General features: G+C 51.3%; 12 protein-coding genes, 1 tRNA gene and 1 other RNA gene. 4 read left to right on the top strand and 10 right to left on the bottom strand.

Annotated elements, in window-relative coordinates:
• Nucleotides 1–125: 125 nt before the first annotated feature.
• Nucleotides 126–1946, bottom strand: a complete 1821-nt coding sequence (gene dnaX, locus RDW05_RS02350; protein ID WP_307977705.1) for a DNA polymerase III subunit gamma/tau — start codon at nucleotides 1944–1946, stop codon at nucleotides 126–128.
• A gap of 166 nt (nucleotides 1947–2112) precedes the next feature.
• Here dnaX and RDW05_RS02345 point away from each other — a divergent pair, with 166 nt between their 5' ends.
• Nucleotides 2113–3681: a nitrite/sulfite reductase gene (locus tag RDW05_RS02345; RefSeq protein WP_307977704.1), complete on the top strand. Its 1569-nt coding sequence runs from the start codon at nucleotides 2113–2115 to the stop codon at nucleotides 3679–3681.
• Nucleotides 3682–3746: 65 nt separating this feature from the next.
• Here RDW05_RS02345 and ffs read toward each other — a convergent pair.
• From ffs to RDW05_RS02310, 7 genes are all read right to left on the bottom strand, one after another.
• Nucleotides 3747–3846, bottom strand: an RNA gene (ffs, locus tag RDW05_RS02340) — signal recognition particle sRNA small type.
• 69 nt (nucleotides 3847–3915) lie between these two features.
• A tRNA-Ser gene (locus RDW05_RS02335) sits at nucleotides 3916–4005 on the bottom strand.
• A gap of 156 nt (nucleotides 4006–4161) precedes the next feature.
• Nucleotides 4162–5022, bottom strand: a complete 861-nt coding sequence (locus RDW05_RS02330) for a universal stress protein (RefSeq protein WP_298880380.1) — start codon at nucleotides 5020–5022, stop codon at nucleotides 4162–4164.
• A gap of 144 nt (nucleotides 5023–5166) precedes the next feature.
• Nucleotides 5167–5481 (bottom strand): helix-turn-helix domain-containing protein, encoded by a 315-nt coding sequence (locus RDW05_RS02325; protein ID WP_210685134.1) that lies wholly within the window; start codon nucleotides 5479–5481, stop codon nucleotides 5167–5169.
• 246 nt (nucleotides 5482–5727) lie between these two features.
• Nucleotides 5728–7125 (bottom strand): FAD-binding oxidoreductase, encoded by a 1398-nt coding sequence (locus RDW05_RS02320; RefSeq protein ID WP_293806516.1) that lies wholly within the window; start codon nucleotides 7123–7125, stop codon nucleotides 5728–5730.
• A 73-nt stretch (nucleotides 7126–7198) separates the two neighbouring features.
• A complete protein-coding gene (locus RDW05_RS02315; RefSeq protein WP_307977703.1) occupies nucleotides 7199–8599 on the bottom strand; it encodes an FAD-binding oxidoreductase in 1401 nt (466 codons plus the stop codon).
• Nucleotides 8600–8660: 61 nt separating this feature from the next.
• A complete protein-coding gene (locus RDW05_RS02310; protein WP_040564517.1) occupies nucleotides 8661–10067 on the bottom strand; it encodes an FAD-binding oxidoreductase in 1407 nt (468 codons plus the stop codon).
• A 292-nt stretch (nucleotides 10068–10359) separates the two neighbouring features.
• On the opposite strand from RDW05_RS02310, the gene RDW05_RS02305 reads away from it, so the two are divergent.
• Entirely contained in the window at nucleotides 10360–11910 is a 1551-nt protein-coding gene (locus RDW05_RS02305; protein ID WP_307977702.1) for an amino acid carrier protein, read from the top strand.
• 45 nt (nucleotides 11911–11955) lie between these two features.
• Here RDW05_RS02305 and ligA read toward each other — a convergent pair whose 3' ends face one another.
• Nucleotides 11956–13995 (bottom strand): NAD-dependent DNA ligase LigA, encoded by a 2040-nt coding sequence (gene ligA, locus RDW05_RS02300; protein WP_307977701.1) that lies wholly within the window; start codon nucleotides 13993–13995, stop codon nucleotides 11956–11958.
• Between the two features lie 36 nt (nucleotides 13996–14031).
• Nucleotides 14032–16257, bottom strand: a complete 2226-nt coding sequence (gene pcrA, locus RDW05_RS02295; protein WP_304278792.1) for a DNA helicase PcrA — start codon at nucleotides 16255–16257, stop codon at nucleotides 14032–14034.
• A gap of 198 nt (nucleotides 16258–16455) precedes the next feature.
• Here pcrA and RDW05_RS02290 point away from each other — a divergent pair, with 198 nt between their 5' ends.
• Nucleotides 16456–17259, top strand: coding sequence for a tRNA 2-thiocytidine biosynthesis TtcA family protein (locus RDW05_RS02290; protein ID WP_307977700.1), 804 nt, complete (start codon nucleotides 16456–16458; stop codon nucleotides 17257–17259).
• On the top strand, nucleotides 17256–18125 hold the full coding sequence (locus RDW05_RS02285; RefSeq protein ID WP_307977699.1) for an EamA family transporter: 870 nt from the start codon (nucleotides 17256–17258) through the stop codon (nucleotides 18123–18125). Before RDW05_RS02290 ends, RDW05_RS02285 begins: the two co-directional genes overlap by 4 nt.

Genomic DNA, 18125 nt, shown 5'->3' with positions numbered 1-18125 from the left:
TCTATTTGGTTTAAGTTTTTTATCTTTGCCTCCTTGACTTTTTATAGTTAGTCTTGATATTTACATATATTGATATTATATATTCTTAGAAACTTAAGCCAAGACCTGCTAGTCTCAATTTAGTTTCATTGGTCAGATATATCTGTTACGCTGCCACCCAAAGCATTAAAGGCCTTGCGCAGGTTTTCCGGCAGCTGTGCTGCCTGCAGATTTTGCGTTTCGCTTTCGGGCGATTGCTGCACCTCCTGCTGCTTTACAGGCTTTTGCGGCAGCTTAGCCTTGCCCTCAATCACAGCCTCCAGCCTGATTTCGCGCCTTGCCAGACGCAACAGAACCTCTTCAAAGGCACCGCGATAGTCATCCTTGTTCATTCTGTCCGCAAGGAAGGGCGCCTTAAAGGCCACCTGCAGAATGTTATTGGCAAAGCTGAAGACTCTGCCGTTTTTAGCACAGGACACCATCGAGTTCTTCTTTTCAGCCTTCATAATCTCCAGAGCCTGCTTCCAGAAATCCTCACCGGCGGCAAAATCACCGGCATATTCCTCTGTCTGCTGCACTCTGGCACTTTTAGGCTTAGGCGCAGCGTTCACCGCTGCAGCCAGCGTATCAGCAGCAAGCTGCTGCGCTGCTGCAGGCTGCTTAACCGGAGCAGCTTTCGCTGCCTGCATCTGCATTGCCGCCGAAGCTTGCTGTGCAGTAGGCTGCTGCGCTGCCGGCGCTGCATGTTCCAGTGCAGCTTGCTGCTGCACTGCCACAGCAGGCACAGGCTGAGCATTAACCGGAGCCTGCTGATAAACAGGCATTACACCACCTGCCAGCTGACGCTCCAGCTGTTCTATCCTTGCCGACAAAGCAGCCAATGTGCTGCCCTCTACGCGGCACAAATCCAATAAGCACAGCTCCGCAGTGATGCGCGGACGCATTGAACCGCGCAGCTCCTGAATAGCACTATGCAGTCTTTCCTCCGCCGCCAGCAAGCGATCACGCCCAAATAACGGCGCCAGCTCTGCCAGCGCTTCTTTGGTATCCGTCAGATAAATTTCTTCATAGTCAGGAACTGCCAGATAAAGCACCAACGCCCGCAGATACTCAATAAGCTCCGTAAGCACCTGCTTTACATCCTTACCCTGCTCCAGCAGCAGATTCAGCGTAGCCAGCGCCTGCGGCAGCTGTCTGCGGCCTATTGCTCCCGTCAGCTCGTGCAGCGCTTCACGCCCTACGATGCCCAGTACCTCGCGCACGGTTGCCACCGTAACACGCTTGGCCATGACACCGCACTGGTCCAGCAGGCTCAGCGCATCACGCATACCGCCCTCAGCCTGAATCGCTATTAAGCGCAGCGCGTCCGCATCTGCCTCAATGCCACTGCCAGCGGCTACCATGGCCAGATGCTCCGCAATTTCGTCTACCGTTACCCTGCGAAATTCAAAGCGCTGACAGCGCGACTGAATTGTCGCAGGCACCTTCTGCGGGTCCGTCGTCGCCAGAATAAATACAGCGTGTGCCGGCGGCTCCTCCAATGTCTTCAGCAAGGCATTAAAAGCGCCCGTAGACAGCATATGCACCTCGTCGATAATATAAACCTTGTAGCGGCTTTCCGCCGGCGTGAAGGCTACCTGCTCGCGCAGGTCACGGATATTATCTACACTGGTGTTGGATGCAGCGTCAATTTCAATTACATCCAGAGAGGTTCCCTGCACAATACGCTGACAATTGCTGCATTGGCCGCAGGGCTCGGCAGTAGGCCCCTGCTCGCAGTTCAAAGCCTTGGCCAGAATACGCGCCATACTGGTTTTACCGGTGCCGCGAGGACCGGAAAACAAATAAGCGTGGGCTATTTTTCCGCTTGCCAAAGCATTTTTTAAGGTTGTTTTTACAGCCTTTTGTCCCACAAGAGCGTCAAAGTCCTGCGGTCGCCATTGGCGATATAAAGCTACATAAGCCATCGCTGCCACCTCCCCGGAATTTATTACATACATAACTATTATACTCAAAATAGCCTAAAAAGTAAATTACAGTTTAGATGCTCCAGCTTACCATCAAAACAAATATTTTACTAATGCACTGAAGTATTATATAATATCATCAGCTAATCAAAAGGAGGCTACAGCAATGACCATACCCGAAATTGACAAGGACTTTTTACGCAAGCAGTTACCTGACTTTGCCAGGCAGACTGCTGACTACCATAATGAAAAAATCGGCAAAATTGCCTATAAGGAGTTTTCCGGCTACTTCGGCAGCTTCGCCCAGCGCGACGGCAAAAGCAATATGCTGCGCCTGCGCTGCAGTGCCGGTCGCATAACTGCAGATAAGCTGGCCTTCATCACCAAGATGATCCGCAAGTATAACATCAGCCGCATTCACTTCACCACCGGCCAGACTATCCAGCTGCACGACCTCAGCGCCGAGGCTGCCGCTGAAATTTTGGAGCAATGCCTGGACGCGGATATCATCCCCTTCGGCTGCGGCGGTGACTATCCCGGTAATGTCCTCTGCTCACCCTTAAGCGGTGTAGAGCGCGAGGAATATTTTGACGTGCTGCCTTACGCCGAAGCTGCAGCGCAATATCTTGTAGCTGCCATTCCCGACGGCAAGCTGCCACGCAAATTAAAGACCGGCTTTTCCAATTCCCCGCAAAATATTACGCACGCCACCATGCGCGATTTAGGCTTCGCCGCCCGTCCCGACGGTCGCTTCGATGTCTACAGTGCCGGTGGCCTGGGCCCTGCTCCCTGCACAGGTATAAAAATGGCCGAGGCTGTTGCTCCCGAAAAAATCTTGTATCATATTAAAGCAATGCTCGCCACCTTCCGCGAATGCGGCACCTATACGCAAAGAGCCAAATCACGCACCCGTTATCTGCCTGAGCTTTTGGGCGGAGAAGCAGCCTATAAGGCTGCCTACAGCGAACGCCTTCTGCAGGCACTGCAGGAGGGTGGTCTTGATTTGCAGCCTGAGGCAACAAAAATCACCAAGCGCGACTTCAAGCTCATCACCGGCTTCCGCATTACCTCCCAGAAGCAGCCCGGTCTTTACGCCGTAAATTATCATCCACAGGCAGGACTGCCCAAAATTGAAAGCTTCCTCGCTCTGGCGGATTATCTGCAGAACGTTAAAGCCGCCGAGCTGCGTCTTGCACCCGACCAAAGCGTCTATATTATCAACCTCACTGCTCCCGAAGCAGCAAAGGTAATGTCGCTCACGCCTGACACAGCCTATAATGCCTTCACAAGCAGCGTGGCCTGCATCGGCTCTACCGTCTGCCAGATGGGCATGGGAGATTCCCAAAGCCTGCTGACAAGCTGCTTCGAAGAAATGGCTACGCAGTACGCCGCCAGTGATGCTCTGCCGCAGATTTATATTTCCGGCTGTCCTTCCAGCTGCGGCACCCACCAAATAGGCGACCTCGGCTTCCGCGGTACAGTTAAGGTCATCAAGGGTACAGCACACCCAGCCTTCACTATGTACATCAACGGCTGCTCACTGCAGGGCAGCGAACGCCTAGGAGAAGAAGTAGGCACACTGCTTGCCGAAGATATCCCCTTCGTGCTTTTGGAAATCGGCAAGCATATCGCCCAAAGCGGTCTTGACTTTGCCGCCTGGCAGGCAGCAAATCCTCAGGCCATCGCTAATATCGTTGCTCCCTATATGAAAAAAATCGAGCTGCTCAGCAAATAAGCGCAGCACAAAAAAATCCGTCGCACATGCGACGGATTTTCTTCGTTTATTTCCCTGTAGGACCGCAAAGACGGGCTTCCCCACGGCACATGAAAGTATCCGCTTAAGGCTGCTTCCTTCCGGACCTGACCTGGTTCACAGGCTCCCATTGCGCAGGACCCGGCTCTACGATCCTACAGAGAAACAAATATATGATTTTATTAAAAAAGCCGCTCAGTGCGGCAGATTTTTAAGTGGCGGAGAGAGAGGGATTCGAACCCTCGGTACGGTTTCCCGTACACACGCTTTCCAGGCGTGCACCTTCAACCACTCGGTCATCTCTCCAAGGTTGAAAACTTTAAACTATTTTCAATTTGCCAGCACAATACGTACCCGCAGTCAACATAACTGCAAGTAGTATTATACTGGCATTTTTAATGAAAGTCAAGCGTTTTTTGTAAAAATTTTTATAAAATCATCAAATTTTTCTTCTGCAGCAGTTTAGGAGAAGGAATCCTCCTCATCACTGTCTTCAGCCGGCAGCAGCATTACCGCACAATCAGAATTCAGAACCACGTTTTCCGAGGTGCTGCCCAAGTCATCGCCGTTAGTCATATCGGCGCCGGTTTTAGTCATCATAATCAGGCTGACATTATCACGCTCGCAGATAGCAGCAATTTTTTTGGAGGCTACGCCATGTGCAATGCGATAATCGGCTTCAATGCCGAAAATTTTCATTTCGTCTACCAGCTCTTGCAAAAACATTTTGGCACTGCCGTATTTTTCCTTGTAATCATGTTTGTTTCTGCTGTGCTCAACAACATGCACAAACAACACCTTGCCTACATATTCACGCAGGCTACGGATAACGTTCAGCGCTTCTAAGGATTTACGGGAAAAATCGGTCGGTATCAGCACAGTATCCAGCAGATTTTCTGTAACCTCATCTTCCTCATCCTTATTAATCAGCAGGGGAATCATTGTAGCCCGTGCCAGCTCATAGGTAGTGCTGCCCATCAGCGCACGCTTCAAAAAGCCCTTGCGGTGAGATGCTACCAGCATCAGGTCAGCGTCGTTTTCTTCCGCCAGCCTGCTTAAGGTTTCGCAGGGCTCGCCTGCCGGGGTTACAATGGAAATTTCTTCATAGCCTGCCTGCTCTATATCATTTTTATACCCATCCAATCGGCTGCGCGCTTTTTTAAAGCTGCTACCGTCAGGGTCGGCATCATCGTCATCATCAAAGACGTGAGCCAAAACCACTTCCGTTTCCGTATCGGGGCATAAGCAAAACAGACACTCGGTCAATTTATCAGCCTGCGGGGACAGATCTGTGGCCAACAGGACCTTGGTGAATGTACTCATCTAATTGCTCCTTTAAAAAATATGTAATATATGGATAGTTCGCCATGAATCCCGAAATTCCTGCCTGAGTAAAAACAGCTTGCCTAAAAATACTGCCACAACAAAAACAAAAAGCAAAGCCATAAAATGACTTTGCTTTTTGTTTCAGGCACGTGCCTTTTTCAGGAGTCTTGCCAGCTCCATAACATTTTCCAGAGTTATATCGCTGCTGTTATCAGCTTCCTTTTCCCCTTCGATATCCACAAAAAAAGAACTGATAGGACATTCCAAAATCTGATGCAGCTTAATCAGATTGGGTATTGTCAAACCCGCGCGTCCGTTTTCGATATTGCTTAAATGCGTCTGAGTTACCCCCAACTCTTTCGCCAATTCTGTCTGAGATACCTTAGCGGAAATGCGCTGCATTTTTACACGCTTGCCTATCAGGCGATTGTATTCCTCTGTCATATTCATCATCATCCTCCCCTTTTCATAATATATATTCATTATTCCTAATTAAATTTATATAGACAGCATTATAACATATGCGTATTTTACAAGCAATAGTTTTTTAATTTTCCGCAATTTATTTAACTATGCCTCTATCAAGTTGGCAACATTTATAATGTAGGCGAGGAATATTGTAAATAAAAAAAGCGACGTACTCTTGCATATAAGAGTACGTCGGACGCTATATTAAATTTATTCAGCAGTGCTCAAAAAGAATCAGGCACGGATAAGCTTGCCCGGATTCAGGATATTGTTCGGGTCCATAGCGCGTTTAATAGTCTTCATGATAGACATTTCTACCGGGTCGCAATAAGCTGCCAGTGCGTCAATCTTTTTCGCACCAATGCCATGCTCGCCGGAAAGACGGCCGCCCAGGCTGTAAACATATGCGTAGCAGATTTTGTGGAACTCTGCGAGCTGTTTTTCCCATTCTTCGTCGGTCATATCCATCTTCAGGCAGTTGAAATGCAGGTTACCGTCACCTGCGTGAGCCAGGCACATGCATTCGAAATCAAATTGCTTGGAAACCTCCATCAGGTGGTTCAGGCAGACAGCGATTTTGTCGATAGGTACAACAAGGTCATCAGAGGTAGATACCTTGCTCAAAGCCTTGGAGCCTTCCAGACAGCTGCGGCGTACCTTCCATACGCGCTCGTCTGCTTCAACAACGTCGGTTGCACCGCAGGCAGTACAGATTTCGTCAAGCTGCTCCATCTTCATATCCAGCTCGTCCTCGTTAAAGGTTTCCACGGTAACGATAACGTAGCTGCCATCCTCGTAATGCGGCAGACGCTGTTCTGCATAATCGCTGGCAGCACGTACAAAGCCGTTGTCCATAAATTCAACACTTGTCGGATTCAGGCCGGCCTTAACCAGCGCAGGCACCAGGTCGACAGCCTTTTGTACCTCGGTGAAAACTGCAAGGATATCCAGACGATACGGAGCAAGCGGCAGCAGCTTCAGAGTTGCTTTGGTGATGATACCCAGAGTACCCTCACTGCCCATTACCAATTGGTCGAGGCAGTAGCCGGTGCTGCATTTTTTCAGGCGGTTGCCCAACTCAGCGATTTCACCGGTCGGAGTAACAACCTCGATAGAATAAACCTGATGACGGGTAGTGCCGTAGCGTACAGCCTTATTGCCGCCGGCGTTGGTTGCAATGTTGCCGCCGATCATGCAACTGTCTGCGCTGCATGGGTCACCGGCATACAGCAGGCCTGCTTCGTTAGCCTTAGCCTGAATATCGGAGGTCAGCGCACCAGCCTCAACCTCCATATACATAGCATCGGCATCAAGCTTAATAATCTTGTTCATGCGTTCCATCAGCAGCACAATGCCGCCGAAAACAGGAATCGCACCGCAGGATACACTGGTACCGGCACTGCGCGGAGTTACAGGCACAAGATATTTATTGGCGATTTTCATAATAGCAGCCACCTCTTCGGTGCTGCCCGGTGCTACAACTACCTCCGGCAGATGATGGTAATGAGCATCCGGCTCTTCGTCGGTTTTGTAACGCTCCAGAGTTTCGGCATCATTTTTTACATGCTCTGCACCGACTGCTTTACGCAGCTCCTCCAGGACTTCTTCGGTTACGGGATTGTAATTTGTCATACTAAAATCTCTCCTTTGCTACTTAGCTACAATGCTACATATTTTAGTTTTACAGCAGACCATTGAGATAGTCTTATAAATTAAAAACCTTGCCTGGATTCAAGATATTATTGGGATCCCAGGCTTTTTTAATTTTTCTCATCAGCTCCAGCTCACCGCTCGGAGTAAACCGCTCCAGGAAGTGTGCCTTCTTGCTGCCAATGCCATGCTCACCGGAAAGGCGGCCACCATGCGCATAAGCATATGTATAAACCTCTTCCGTAAAGCGGCTTAATTCAGACTCCCACTCCTCATCGGACAAATCCAGCTTGCACAAAACTATATGCAAGTTGCCGTCACCGATATGTGCGTTGATGCGCAGCGGGAAGGGATATTTTGCCACGGTTTTAATGATGTACTGAATCATATCGCTCATTTCATCAACCGGCACAACAACATCATCCGTCGTGCACACCTTGCTGATAAGGCTTACAGATTCCAGACAGTTGCGGCGCATCGACCAGATACGCTCATCAGCCTCCAGAACATCCACAGCGCCTGCTGCCTCGCAGATATCGCTGGCCTGTTCCATTTTCATGTCCAGCTCATCTTCATTGAAGGTTTCTATCGTAATAATAACATAAATACCGTCTTCAACATGCGGCGCACCGGGGAACTCAAGATATTCCGAGGTTGTCCGCACATTAGGATTATCCATATATTCGATGCTCGTCGGGTCGATACCTGCTTTCACAAGCTGCGGCACAACACCAATCGCCGCCATCGGGTCGTGGAAAATTGCCAACATATCGATTTTATACGGAGGCAAGGGCTGTAGCTTCAGTGTTACCTGCGTAATAATGCCCAGCGTGCCCTCGCTGCCGATAACAAGCTGCTCCATGCAGTAGCCTGTGCTGCACTTTTTCAGCGGCGAGCCCAGGTCAACAATATCGCCGTAAGGCGTAACAATCTGCACAGCATAGATCTGGTTGCGCGTTACGCCATAGCGCACAGCCTTGATGCCGCCGGCATTCGTCGCCAGGTTACCACCAATCTGGCAGCTATCGCTGCTCGACGGGTCACCTGCATAAAGCAGGTTCTCCGCCTTCGCCGCTGCCTGAATATCCAGCGTGCGCACACCGGCCTGCGCTACCATGTACAGGCCTTCCTTATTCAGCTCGATAATTTTGTTCAGGCGTTCCATCAGCAGCACTACGCCGCCCTTGTCGGCAATAGCGCCGTCAACGATGCCTGTGCCGCCGCCGCGCACGGTCAGCGGAACGAGATACTTGTTGCACAGCTTCACTACGCCGGAAATTTCTTCGGCATCGGCGGGAATTACCACTACATCCGGCAGATGGAAGCAGCGCTCGTCTGCCTCCTCGTCCGTCTTGTAGCGGTCGAGCGTATCAGCATCGGTTTTGACATATTTTTCGCCCAACAGCGTTTTTAATTCATCAATAAATTCAGGAGTTACAGAATTATAATTGCTCATAATATATCTCTTTTTCTAATTTTTATAAAGAGTGCAGAGAAAGAATCAGATGCGCTCTTGCTTATGCGTTAAAAACCTTACCCGGATTCAAAATCAAATTCGGATCCCAAGCCAGCTTAATTCTGCGCATCAGCTCCAGCTCGCCGGCAGGGGTAAATTCTTCCATATAAGCCAGCTTTTTGGCACCGATACCGTGCTCGCCTGCTAAGCGGCCGCCCTGAGCATAAGCATAGGCATAAACCTCCTCGTGGAAGTCATGCACAATCTTTTCCCAGGTTGCATCATCCAAATCGCATTTGCAGAGAACGATATGCAGGTTGCCATCACCGATATGCGCATTGATTTTTACCGGAATCGGGAAGGGATACTTGCTGCCGATATGCATAATCTCTTTAATGGTCGGCGCAATGCGGTCCACAGGTACAACAACATCGTCAGTCAGAGAAACCTTGCTGACAAGGCTGATAGATTCCTGGCAGTTGCGGCGCATTGCCCAGATGCGGTCATCTGCTTCCAGCACCTCAACAGCGCCTGCTGCCTCGCACAGCTCGTCGAGCTGCTCCATCTTCATGTCCAGCTCATCCTCGCTGAACGTTTCTACCGTAATGATAACGTAAATACCATCCTCATAATGCGGTGCGCCCTTAAATTCGATATAATCAGCGCAGGCACGCACATAGGAATTATCCATATATTCCATGCTTGTCGGATTCAGACCGGCCTGCATAATCTTCGGCACTACGTCCAGCGCCTTGAACGGGTCATCAAAAACTGCCAGCAGGTCAAAGCGATACGGAGGCATCGGCTGCAGCTTCAAGGTTACCTTGGTGATAATGCCCAAGGTACCTTCACTGCCCATTACCAGCTGCTCCATGCAATAGCCTGTGCTGCATTTTTTCAGACGGCTGCCAACCTCCACGATTTCGCCGGTCGGGGTAACCATCTCCAGGCTGTAAACCTGATTACGGGTAACGCCATAGCGGACAGCCTTGCTGCCGCCGGCATTTGTTGCCAGATTGCCGCCGATCAGGCAGCTTTCGGCGCTGCAGGGGTCACCTGCGTAAAGATAGCCTGCTTCGTTGGCCATCTTCTGAATATCAACGGTACGCACACCTGCTTCGGCGACAACATACATCGCTTCGGTATTCATCTCGATAATTTTATTTAAGCGCTCCATGAGCAGTACAATACCGCCGCAGACAGCAATCGCGCCATCGGCAAGGCTGGTACCGCCGCTGCGGACAGTCAGCGGCACATTGTACTTGTTGCACAGCTTCACAACTGCAGCAATCTCTTCAGCATTGGCAGGACGCACAACAGCCTCAGGCACACGGAAACGGCGCGGATCATATTCCTCGTCGGTTTTATATTGCTCCAGTTTTTCAGGCTCGGTAAAAACATTGGCGTCACCTACTACGGCGCGCACATCCGCTAAAAACGGTTCCGATACGGAATTATACTCTTTCATCATATTCCCTCATTTCTAAATTACATATAGACATCTGTGCGAAAGACAGCAGATGTCACTTATCTAGTTTTATATTATAGTACAAATCGCGCTGTTTGTCTGTAAATTATGTATGAGAAATCAACACAAAAAGTTTTTCTTGCAGAGAAAATAGGTTTCGCTATATATTGTATACTTCCCCGCACCCATTGCCAAGCAATATAAAAAAGGTTAAGATATAGATAATGAAGCTGCCTTTGCTGCGCCTTAATGCAAGGGCAAAATAAAATTACAGCTATAGGAGAGAGGTCTTATGCAAGCTTTATTTGATGCAGTTAACGCAATCTGCGCCAAAATCCAGATTGTTTCCAACTGGTTCTGGGATTTCCCCTGCAATCTCGACTGGTACGGTTCTATCCCCATTCTGGGAAATTTTAGTCTGGCAATTATTTTATTGGTCGGCACAGGTATTTACTTCACCTTCCGTCTGCACTTTGTACAGGTACACAACTTTATCTTCGCTGTGAAGGTGCTGATGCAGCGCAACCATACGCGCAACGGTATTTCCTCACTCACAGCCTTTTTGCTTTCCACCGCTATGCGTGTCGGCCCCGGCAATATCTTGGGTGTAACCGGTGCGATTTCCATCGGCGGCCCGGGCGCATTGTTCTGGATGTGGGTTTCTGCCTTCTTCGGCATGGCAACGTCCTTCGCCGAATCTACGCTTTCGCAGATTTTTAAGGAAAAGCGTGATAACGAATATGTTGGCGGCCTGCCCTTTTACGCACGCAAATTGTTGAACGATTCCGCCGCTGCCGGTGTTGCGCTCAGCATGCTGTACATCGTTTATGCGTTGCTGTGCTTCCCCGCGCAGGGCTTCAACACTATTTCCGCCGTGGGTGCCATCGCCAGCAAAATCTCCGGTGTGAACATTCCTACCAATTCTTCGCTCTACTGGATTTCCTTCGCGGTGCTTATTGTTATCACTGCTGTTATCAGCTTCGGCGGTATTAAAAAGGTAACGAAGGTTACTGACCGCATCGTTCCCGTTATGGCAGTTATTTATGTGCTCACCGTCATTGCTTTGACCGTCGGCAACATCGACCGCATTCCGCTGTTCTTCAGCTCCGTTTTCACGCAGGCCTTTGCGCCTGATGCTGTTTTCGGCGGTGCCTTCGGTCTGGCGCTCAGCCAAGGTATTAAGCGCGGCCTGATGTCCAACGAAGCAGGCCAGGGTACCATCACCATGCCGGCAGCGGCAGCAGAGGTTGCTCATCCCTGTGAGCAGGGCTGTGTGCAGGCTTTAGGCGTATTCCTTGATACCATCGTTATCTGCACCCTGACAGGCTTTGTCGTTATCATGGGCAGCCTGTGGCTCACAACTGATGCCAATGCCTGGTTCGAGATGGGCAAGCTGGATAAATTCTTAGCCTCCTGCGGTGCTCTGACCGGTGGCAGTGACATGCTTTACAGCGTTGTTACGCTGCTCGTAAGCGTTTGCTTCGGCCTGTTTGCCTTCACCTGCCTGTTGGGCTTCATGTCCTTCACCGAAATGTGCGCTAACCGCATTTCCAGTAGGGCGTCCTTCATCAATTCCATTCGTGTGCTGTGCCTCATCGTTATTTCCTTCGGCGTTATCACCAACATCGCCGGTATGGATTTAGGCGCACTGTGGGATTTGAGCGACTTCGCCAATATCCTCATGGTATACTGCAACTTACCGCTGCAATATATCGGCTTTAAATATGTACTGCGTGCCTGGAAGCATTTCGAAAAGAACGACGGTACTCCTTTCACCTCCGAAATCGCCGGCCTGCAGCTGCCTGTTTGGGATGCTTTGGCCAAGGAACACAAAAACAAATAAAAAATTAAGCGTGGCCGCTACTCGCAGCCACGCTATTTTTATACTCTATTCACCTTTCAGCAGACGCAGAAATTCAGCCTCATCAATAACCGTTACGCCCAATTGCTGTGCCTTTTCCAGCTTACTGCCGGCCTCCGCGCCCGCAATGACGTAATCCGTCTTTTTGCTGACGCTGCCGCTTACCTTAGCACCCACGTCCTGCGCCATCGTCTTGGCCTCGGCACGTCCTAACGTAGGCATTGTGCCCGTAAAGACAAGCGTTTTGCCGAAGAAGGGGTTATCCTCCTGACTGGCAGGCGGCGTAAACGTCATCGTCAGTCCTGCTGCCGCCAGGCGCTCCACCAGGTCGATATTCGCCGGCACGTTCAGCCAGGTAACGGCGCTTTCCGCAATTTTATCACCGATATCACGAATCTGCGCCAGCTCCTCCGGCTGTGCCTGCTGCAGCTTTTCCATGCTACCGAATTCCGTTGCCAAAATACGCGCTACCTTAGCACCCACATGACGGATACCCAAAGCAAAGAGCAGCTTGTCCAGCTCGTTCTTCTTGCTCTCGGCCAAAGCCGTCAGCAGATTATCCGCAGACTTTTCGCCCATACGCTCCAGCTTCATCAAGTCCTCCTTGTGCAGGCTGTACAAATCCGCAGCATCGCGCACTAAGCCCGCATCAAGCAGTGCATTGATAACAGAAGGACCGCAGCCGTCGATATTCATCGCATCACGGCTGACAAAGTGAATGAGGCCCTCGCGTCCCAGCGCCGGACAATGCGGATTGGTGCAGCGGATAGCAGCCTCCTCGCCCTGACGCTCTACGCGCCAGCCGCATTCCGGGCAAACATTGGGGATTTCCACCTCTTTTTCGTCACCGGTACGCTTTTCAACAACTACACGCAGCACCTCGGGGATAATTTCACCGGCCTTGTTGATGACAACCCTGTCACCGATGCGGATATCCTTGGCACGGATAAAATCCTCGTTATGCAGAGTTGCACGGCTGATAACGCTGCCGCTCAATTTTACCGGTGCCAGCACTGCCGTCGGTGTCAGTACGCCTGTGCGTCCCACACGCCAGTCAATATCCTCCAGCGTAGTTTCCGCCTGCTCCGGCGGATATTTATAGGCCGTGGCCCAGCGCGGATCCTTGCCTGTCGCACCCAGAATACGCTGCTGGTAAACATCGTTGACCTTGATAACAGCGCCGTCGGTATCGTAGGACAGGCCTTGACGCAGCTCGTTGAAATCGCCGATATATTTAATCGCCTCGTCGATATTTTCGACAACCTTATAATTTTCGCTCACCTTAAAGCCGTAGCGCGCCAGCAAAGCCAGCGATTCGCTGTGCTTAGGCTGCGCACCCTCGCCTACCAGATAGTAGGCAAAAAAGCTCAGGCTACGGCTTGCCGTTACCTGCGGGTCCAGCTGACGCAGGCTGCCTGCCGCCGCATTACGCGGATTGGCAAACTCGCTCTCGCCGCGCTCCGCGCGTTGCTCGTTTAAACGCATAAAAGCCTGACGCGGCATATAGACCTCACCGCGCACGTCAAGAAGCTCCGGCACTGCTTCACCCTCAGGCACCTTCAGCGTCAGCGGAATGCTGCGGATTGTGCGCACGTTGGCCGTAACATTTTCGCCCACTACGCCGTCACCGCGGGTAGCGGCGCGCACCAGCTTACCGTTTTCGTAAATCAGGCTGCAGGCCAGGCCGTCAATCTTCGGCTCCATAACGTATTCCACCTTGCTGCCTGCAGGCAGACCGCTGCGAACACGTTCATCAAAGGCACGCAGCTCCTCGGCGGAAAACACGTTGCCCAGGCTCAGCAGCGGCTCCAGATGGCGCACCTCGGTAAACTGCGAGGAGGCACGGCCGCCGACACGCTGCGTAGGCGAATCGGCCGGAATGCTGTCGGGATAACGCGCCTCCAGCTCACGCAGGCGCACCATCATGCGGTCATATTCGGCGTCCGTAATCTCCGGCGCATCCAATACATAATATAAATATTCGTTATGACGGATTTCGCGGCGCAGCTTTTCGGCCTCAGCCAAATCTGCCGCGCGCTCATCAGCAAATAAATCCATTTCTGCCATTGCTTTATCCTCCAAGATTTTTATCTGAAAAACGGCTTACAGCTTTTCCAGCTTAGCATACTTCGTCAGCAGGCTGCGGATACCACCGCCGGCAAAAGCAACTGTAACCTCCTGTCCATCATCGGCATCCTTGGCAGTAACAATCGTGCCTGCGCCCCACTTTTTATGCATAACCTTATCACCGACACGGAAGCTGCAACCGGCCGCCGCACTGCTTTCCTTCGGGAAGAAGCTGGCCTTGTGCTGCTCAAACCAGTTAGCAGCCTCTTTTGCACTCGTCTTATGCACCTGCTGCGTCATCGCCGGACGCTGCGGTGCCTGACGTTTAATCACATGCACCAGATTACGCGGCACCTCCTGCAGAAAGCGGGACGGTGTATAATACTGCGTGCGGCCGTAGATAGTGCGTGTTCTGGCGTTGCTCAGGAACAAATGCTTTTCCGCACGCGTAATGCCTACATAGCACAGGCGGCGTTCCTCTTCAATCTCATCATCGTTCATCAATGTGCGGGAATGCGGGAAGATACCCTCCTCCATACCTACCAAAAAGACATTGGGGAATTCCAGGCCCTTGGCAGAATGCAGCGTCATCAGTGTAACTGCATCCTCACCCAGCTCAGCATCATCAATATCGGCAACCAGCGCTACGTCGGCCAGGAAGTTTTCCAACGTCGGTTCTTCGCCGTTGCGCTCGCATTTGACAGCAAAGTCCTCGGTTACGCTCAGCATTTCCTTCAGGTTCTCCACACGGCTTTCGTCCTGCGGGTCCTTGCTGCTTTGCAGCTCCTCCAGATAACCGGTTTTCAGCAACACATCATCTAGAAGCTGTTTTACCGGCACATCAGCGGCCTCGCCCATCAGCTCAAAGAGCAGCTCGCTCAGCTCGTCCAGCTTACCGGCAAAACGGTTGGCAAGTCCCGGAACATCCGCTGCATTAGTCACTACCTCAAACAGCGTCTGGCCAGTAGCATTAGCATGCTCCTGCAGACGTGCCAGCGTAGCATCACCGATACCGCGGCGCGGGACGTTGATAATACGCAGCAGGCTCAAGCTGTCACTGGGGTTGAAAATCAGTCGCAGATAAGCCAGCGCATCCTTGATTTCCTTGCGCTCATAGAACTTCGTACCACCGACCATCGTATAGGCAATACCGCTTTTAATCAGCATTTCCTCGAATACACGCGACTGCGCGTTAGTGCGGTACAGCACTGCCATATCGCCCAGCTTGGCGCTTTCATTCAGCTGTAGCTTCTGCATATTTTCAATCACATAGCGTGCTTCATCTCTTTCATCATTCGCCTGATAGTAAACAATTTCCGAACCATTGCCGTTGGCAGTCCACAAATTTTTCGGCTTGCGTCCGCTGTTGTTATCAATAACGGCATTGGCGGCATCCAGAATAACCTGCGTACTGCGGTAGTTCTGCTCCAGCTTTACCAGCTTGGCATCGGGGTAATCCTTTTCGAAATCAAGGATATTCTGGATGTCGGCGCCGCGCCAGCCGTAAATGCTCTGGTCAGCATCGCCTACAACGCAGATGTTTCTGTGGCCTGCTGCCAACAGCTTCGTCAGCAGATACTGCGCATGGTTGGTATCCTGATATTCGTCAACCATCAGATAATCAAACTTGCGCTGGTATTTTTCTCTTACCGCAGGGTTTTCCTGCAGCAGACGCAGCGCCAGCAGCAGCAAATCATCAAAGTCTACGGCATTGTTGGCCTGCAGCTTTTTCTGATAAGCATCATAAATTTTTGCCACCTGCTGCTCATAATAGCCAGAGGCCTCGCGGGCGTAGGCATCAGGCAGCAGCAAAGCATTTTTCGCATTGCTGATATTGCTGATAATCGCCGGCAGCGGGAAACGCTTTTCATCAAGGTTCATTTCCTTCAGCACCTGCTTAATCAGGTTTTTGCTGTCGCTCGTATCATAAATAGCAAAATTATTGGCATAGCCGTTAAGGTTTTCCAACTCATAGCGTAAAAGACGGGCGCAGAAGGCATGGAAGGTAAACAGCCACACATCTCTGGCAGCAGCGCCTGCCATACGGTCTACACGCTCACGCATTTCCGCGGCGGCTTTATTAGTAAAGGTAATCGCCAAAATGCGATAGGGACGCACACCCTGCTGCAGCAGATGCGCAATACGGCAGGTAAGCACCTTCGTCTTACCGCTGCCTGCGCCTGCCAGAATCAGCATCGGTCCGTTGATAGTCTGTACTGCATCAAGCTGCTGTTTATTGAGTCCTTGCATTGTATCGGTCATCAGTCGTTAGCCTCCATAATATTTCACGGATGCACCTGCATCCTCTGCTTGGGTAAAAATATTTTTGACTTAAATATTATATCACAAAACGCGACTCTTAGCAGAAGAAAAGCAGCCGCTTTTGCCTAGAGAGATGCTAGGAAAAGCAGCTGCATTGTGTTAAAATAAGGCTATGTAATGCAAAAGGAGATTATACAGATGACTAAGAAAAGCACCTTCGTTCCCGCCAAGGATTTGAGCAAGCTGTGGCGGGCTATTATAGAATTCGACATGCTCCAGCCCGGCGACCGCATTCTCGTCGGCCTCAGCGGCGGCAAGGACAGCATGCTTCTGACAGCCATGCTGGCAGAAATCAAAAAATATTCGCCTATTCCCTTCGACCTTGCCTGCTACACTGTCAACGGCATGTTTGCGCCTAACTTCCCCAAGGCAGAGCTGGAGGCCTTTTGCGCGCAGTTCGGCCTTACACACTACAGCGACGATGTTGACGTAATGGCAGCGCATGAAAAAAAGGGCGGCAGTCCCTGCTTCACCTGCGCCTACTTCCGCCGCGCCGCCACCAACCGCCGCGCACAGGAGCTTGGCTTCAACAAGGTAGCGTTAGCGCACCACAATGACGATGCCGTAGAAACCTTCTTCATGAATCTGGTGACCAGCGGCCAGCTGCGCACCTTCTTGCCCGTAACACCGCTGTCGCGCTCCGGCATCACGGTACTGCGCCCGCTGCTCTACTACCGCGAGCAGGAAATACGCGAGCTGGTGGCCAAGCTGAACCTGAAGCCTATCAAAAATCCTTGTCCTTATGACGGTCACACCATGCGTCAGGACATCAAGGAGCATATCGCCGCGCTCAACGCGCAGTATCCGGAAATCTACGAGCATCTGGCGGCAGCCATGCGTAACAGCGACAGGCAGGAGCTGTGGCCGCCCAAGCCCGGTAAGGAGCTGCTGCAAAAATTCCACACCTTCTGGGGACGTGGCAAAAAGCAGGCTGAGCAATGAAAACAAAGGCCTATTTTTATATCATCGCCGCTGCTGTCTGCTGGGGTTTAATCGGGCTTTTTGTCAGAACGCTGGCAACTCATGGCTTCAGCTCCATGCAGATGGTTGCCCTGCGTTCGCTGGCAGCGGCAATCTGCGTCACGCTGCCGCTGCTGCGCTCAGGAGGTGCCGCCCTGCGCATCAGACTGCGTGACATCTGGCTCTTCGTAGGCACCGGCATCTGCAGCCTGGTATTCTTCAACTACTGCTACTTCAACGCCATGCAGCAGACAAGCTTGGCAGTGGCAGCGCTACTGCTTTACACCGCGCCTGTCTTTGTTATGCTTATGTCACTACTGTGCTTCGGCGAAGCCTTCACGCGCACCAAGGCACTCGCTCTGCTGCTCACCTTCAGCGGCTGCGCCTGTGTCACCGGTGTCTTCGGCAGCAGTGTGACGCTTACGCTCAGCGGCCTGCTCTACGGTCTGGGCAGCGGCTTCGGCTACGCACTGTACAGCATCTTCGGCAAGTACGCCGTGCGCAGGTATTCGTCATTTACCATAACCGCCTACACCTTTTATCTGGCACTCGCAGCCTCATGGCCGCTCGCAGATTTTGATTATCAGCGTCTTGCAGCCATTGACCTGCCGTCCATCGTCAGCGTTTTAGGACTGGGCCTGCTCTGCGCCGTGCTTCCTTATCTGCTCTACACCAAGGGACTGGAGCAGATTGAAGCAGGACAGGCCTCCATCCTGGCGACGATTGAGCCCTTTGTCGCTGCCGTTGTCGGTGTTATTTTCTTTGCGGAAGCACTGACGATGGTGAAAATCATCGGCATGGGACTGATATTTGCAGCGATTGCCGTGTTGAATATCAGGAAAGTATAG

Source organism: uncultured Phascolarctobacterium sp. (assembly GCF_902463975.1).
Taxonomy (GTDB): domain Bacteria; phylum Bacillota; class Negativicutes; order Acidaminococcales; family Acidaminococcaceae; genus Phascolarctobacterium_A.
This window is presented reverse-complemented; position numbering and strand designations above follow the sequence as displayed.

What these genes read in the sequence shown, in the direction of transcription:
- RDW05_RS02310 (WP_040564517.1), bottom strand. Translation starts at nt 10,067, where the DNA reads ATGAAAGAGTATAATTCCGTATCGGAACCGTTTTTAGCGGATGTGCGC.
- RDW05_RS02290 (WP_307977700.1), top strand. Translation starts at nt 16,456, where the DNA reads ATGACTAAGAAAAGCACCTTCGTTCCCGCCAAGGATTTGAGCAAGCTG.
- RDW05_RS02320 (WP_293806516.1), bottom strand. Translation starts at nt 7,125, where the DNA reads ATGACAAATTACAATCCCGTAACCGAAGAAGTCCTGGAGGAGCTGCGT.
- pcrA (WP_304278792.1), bottom strand. Translation starts at nt 16,257, where the DNA reads ATGACCGATACAATGCAAGGACTCAATAAACAGCAGCTTGATGCAGTA.
- RDW05_RS02345 (WP_307977704.1), top strand. Translation starts at nt 2,113, where the DNA reads ATGACCATACCCGAAATTGACAAGGACTTTTTACGCAAGCAGTTACCT.
- ligA (WP_307977701.1), bottom strand. Translation starts at nt 13,995, where the DNA reads ATGGCAGAAATGGATTTATTTGCTGATGAGCGCGCGGCAGATTTGGCT.
- RDW05_RS02285 (WP_307977699.1), top strand. Translation starts at nt 17,256, where the DNA reads ATGAAAACAAAGGCCTATTTTTATATCATCGCCGCTGCTGTCTGCTGG.
- RDW05_RS02330 (WP_298880380.1), bottom strand. Translation starts at nt 5,022, where the DNA reads ATGAGTACATTCACCAAGGTCCTGTTGGCCACAGATCTGTCCCCGCAG.
- RDW05_RS02325 (WP_210685134.1), bottom strand. Translation starts at nt 5,481, where the DNA reads ATGATGATGAATATGACAGAGGAATACAATCGCCTGATAGGCAAGCGT.
- RDW05_RS02305 (WP_307977702.1), top strand. Translation starts at nt 10,360, where the DNA reads ATGCAAGCTTTATTTGATGCAGTTAACGCAATCTGCGCCAAAATCCAG.
- dnaX (WP_307977705.1), bottom strand. Translation starts at nt 1,946, where the DNA reads ATGGCTTATGTAGCTTTATATCGCCAATGGCGACCGCAGGACTTTGAC.
- RDW05_RS02315 (WP_307977703.1), bottom strand. Translation starts at nt 8,599, where the DNA reads ATGAGCAATTATAATTCTGTAACTCCTGAATTTATTGATGAATTAAAA.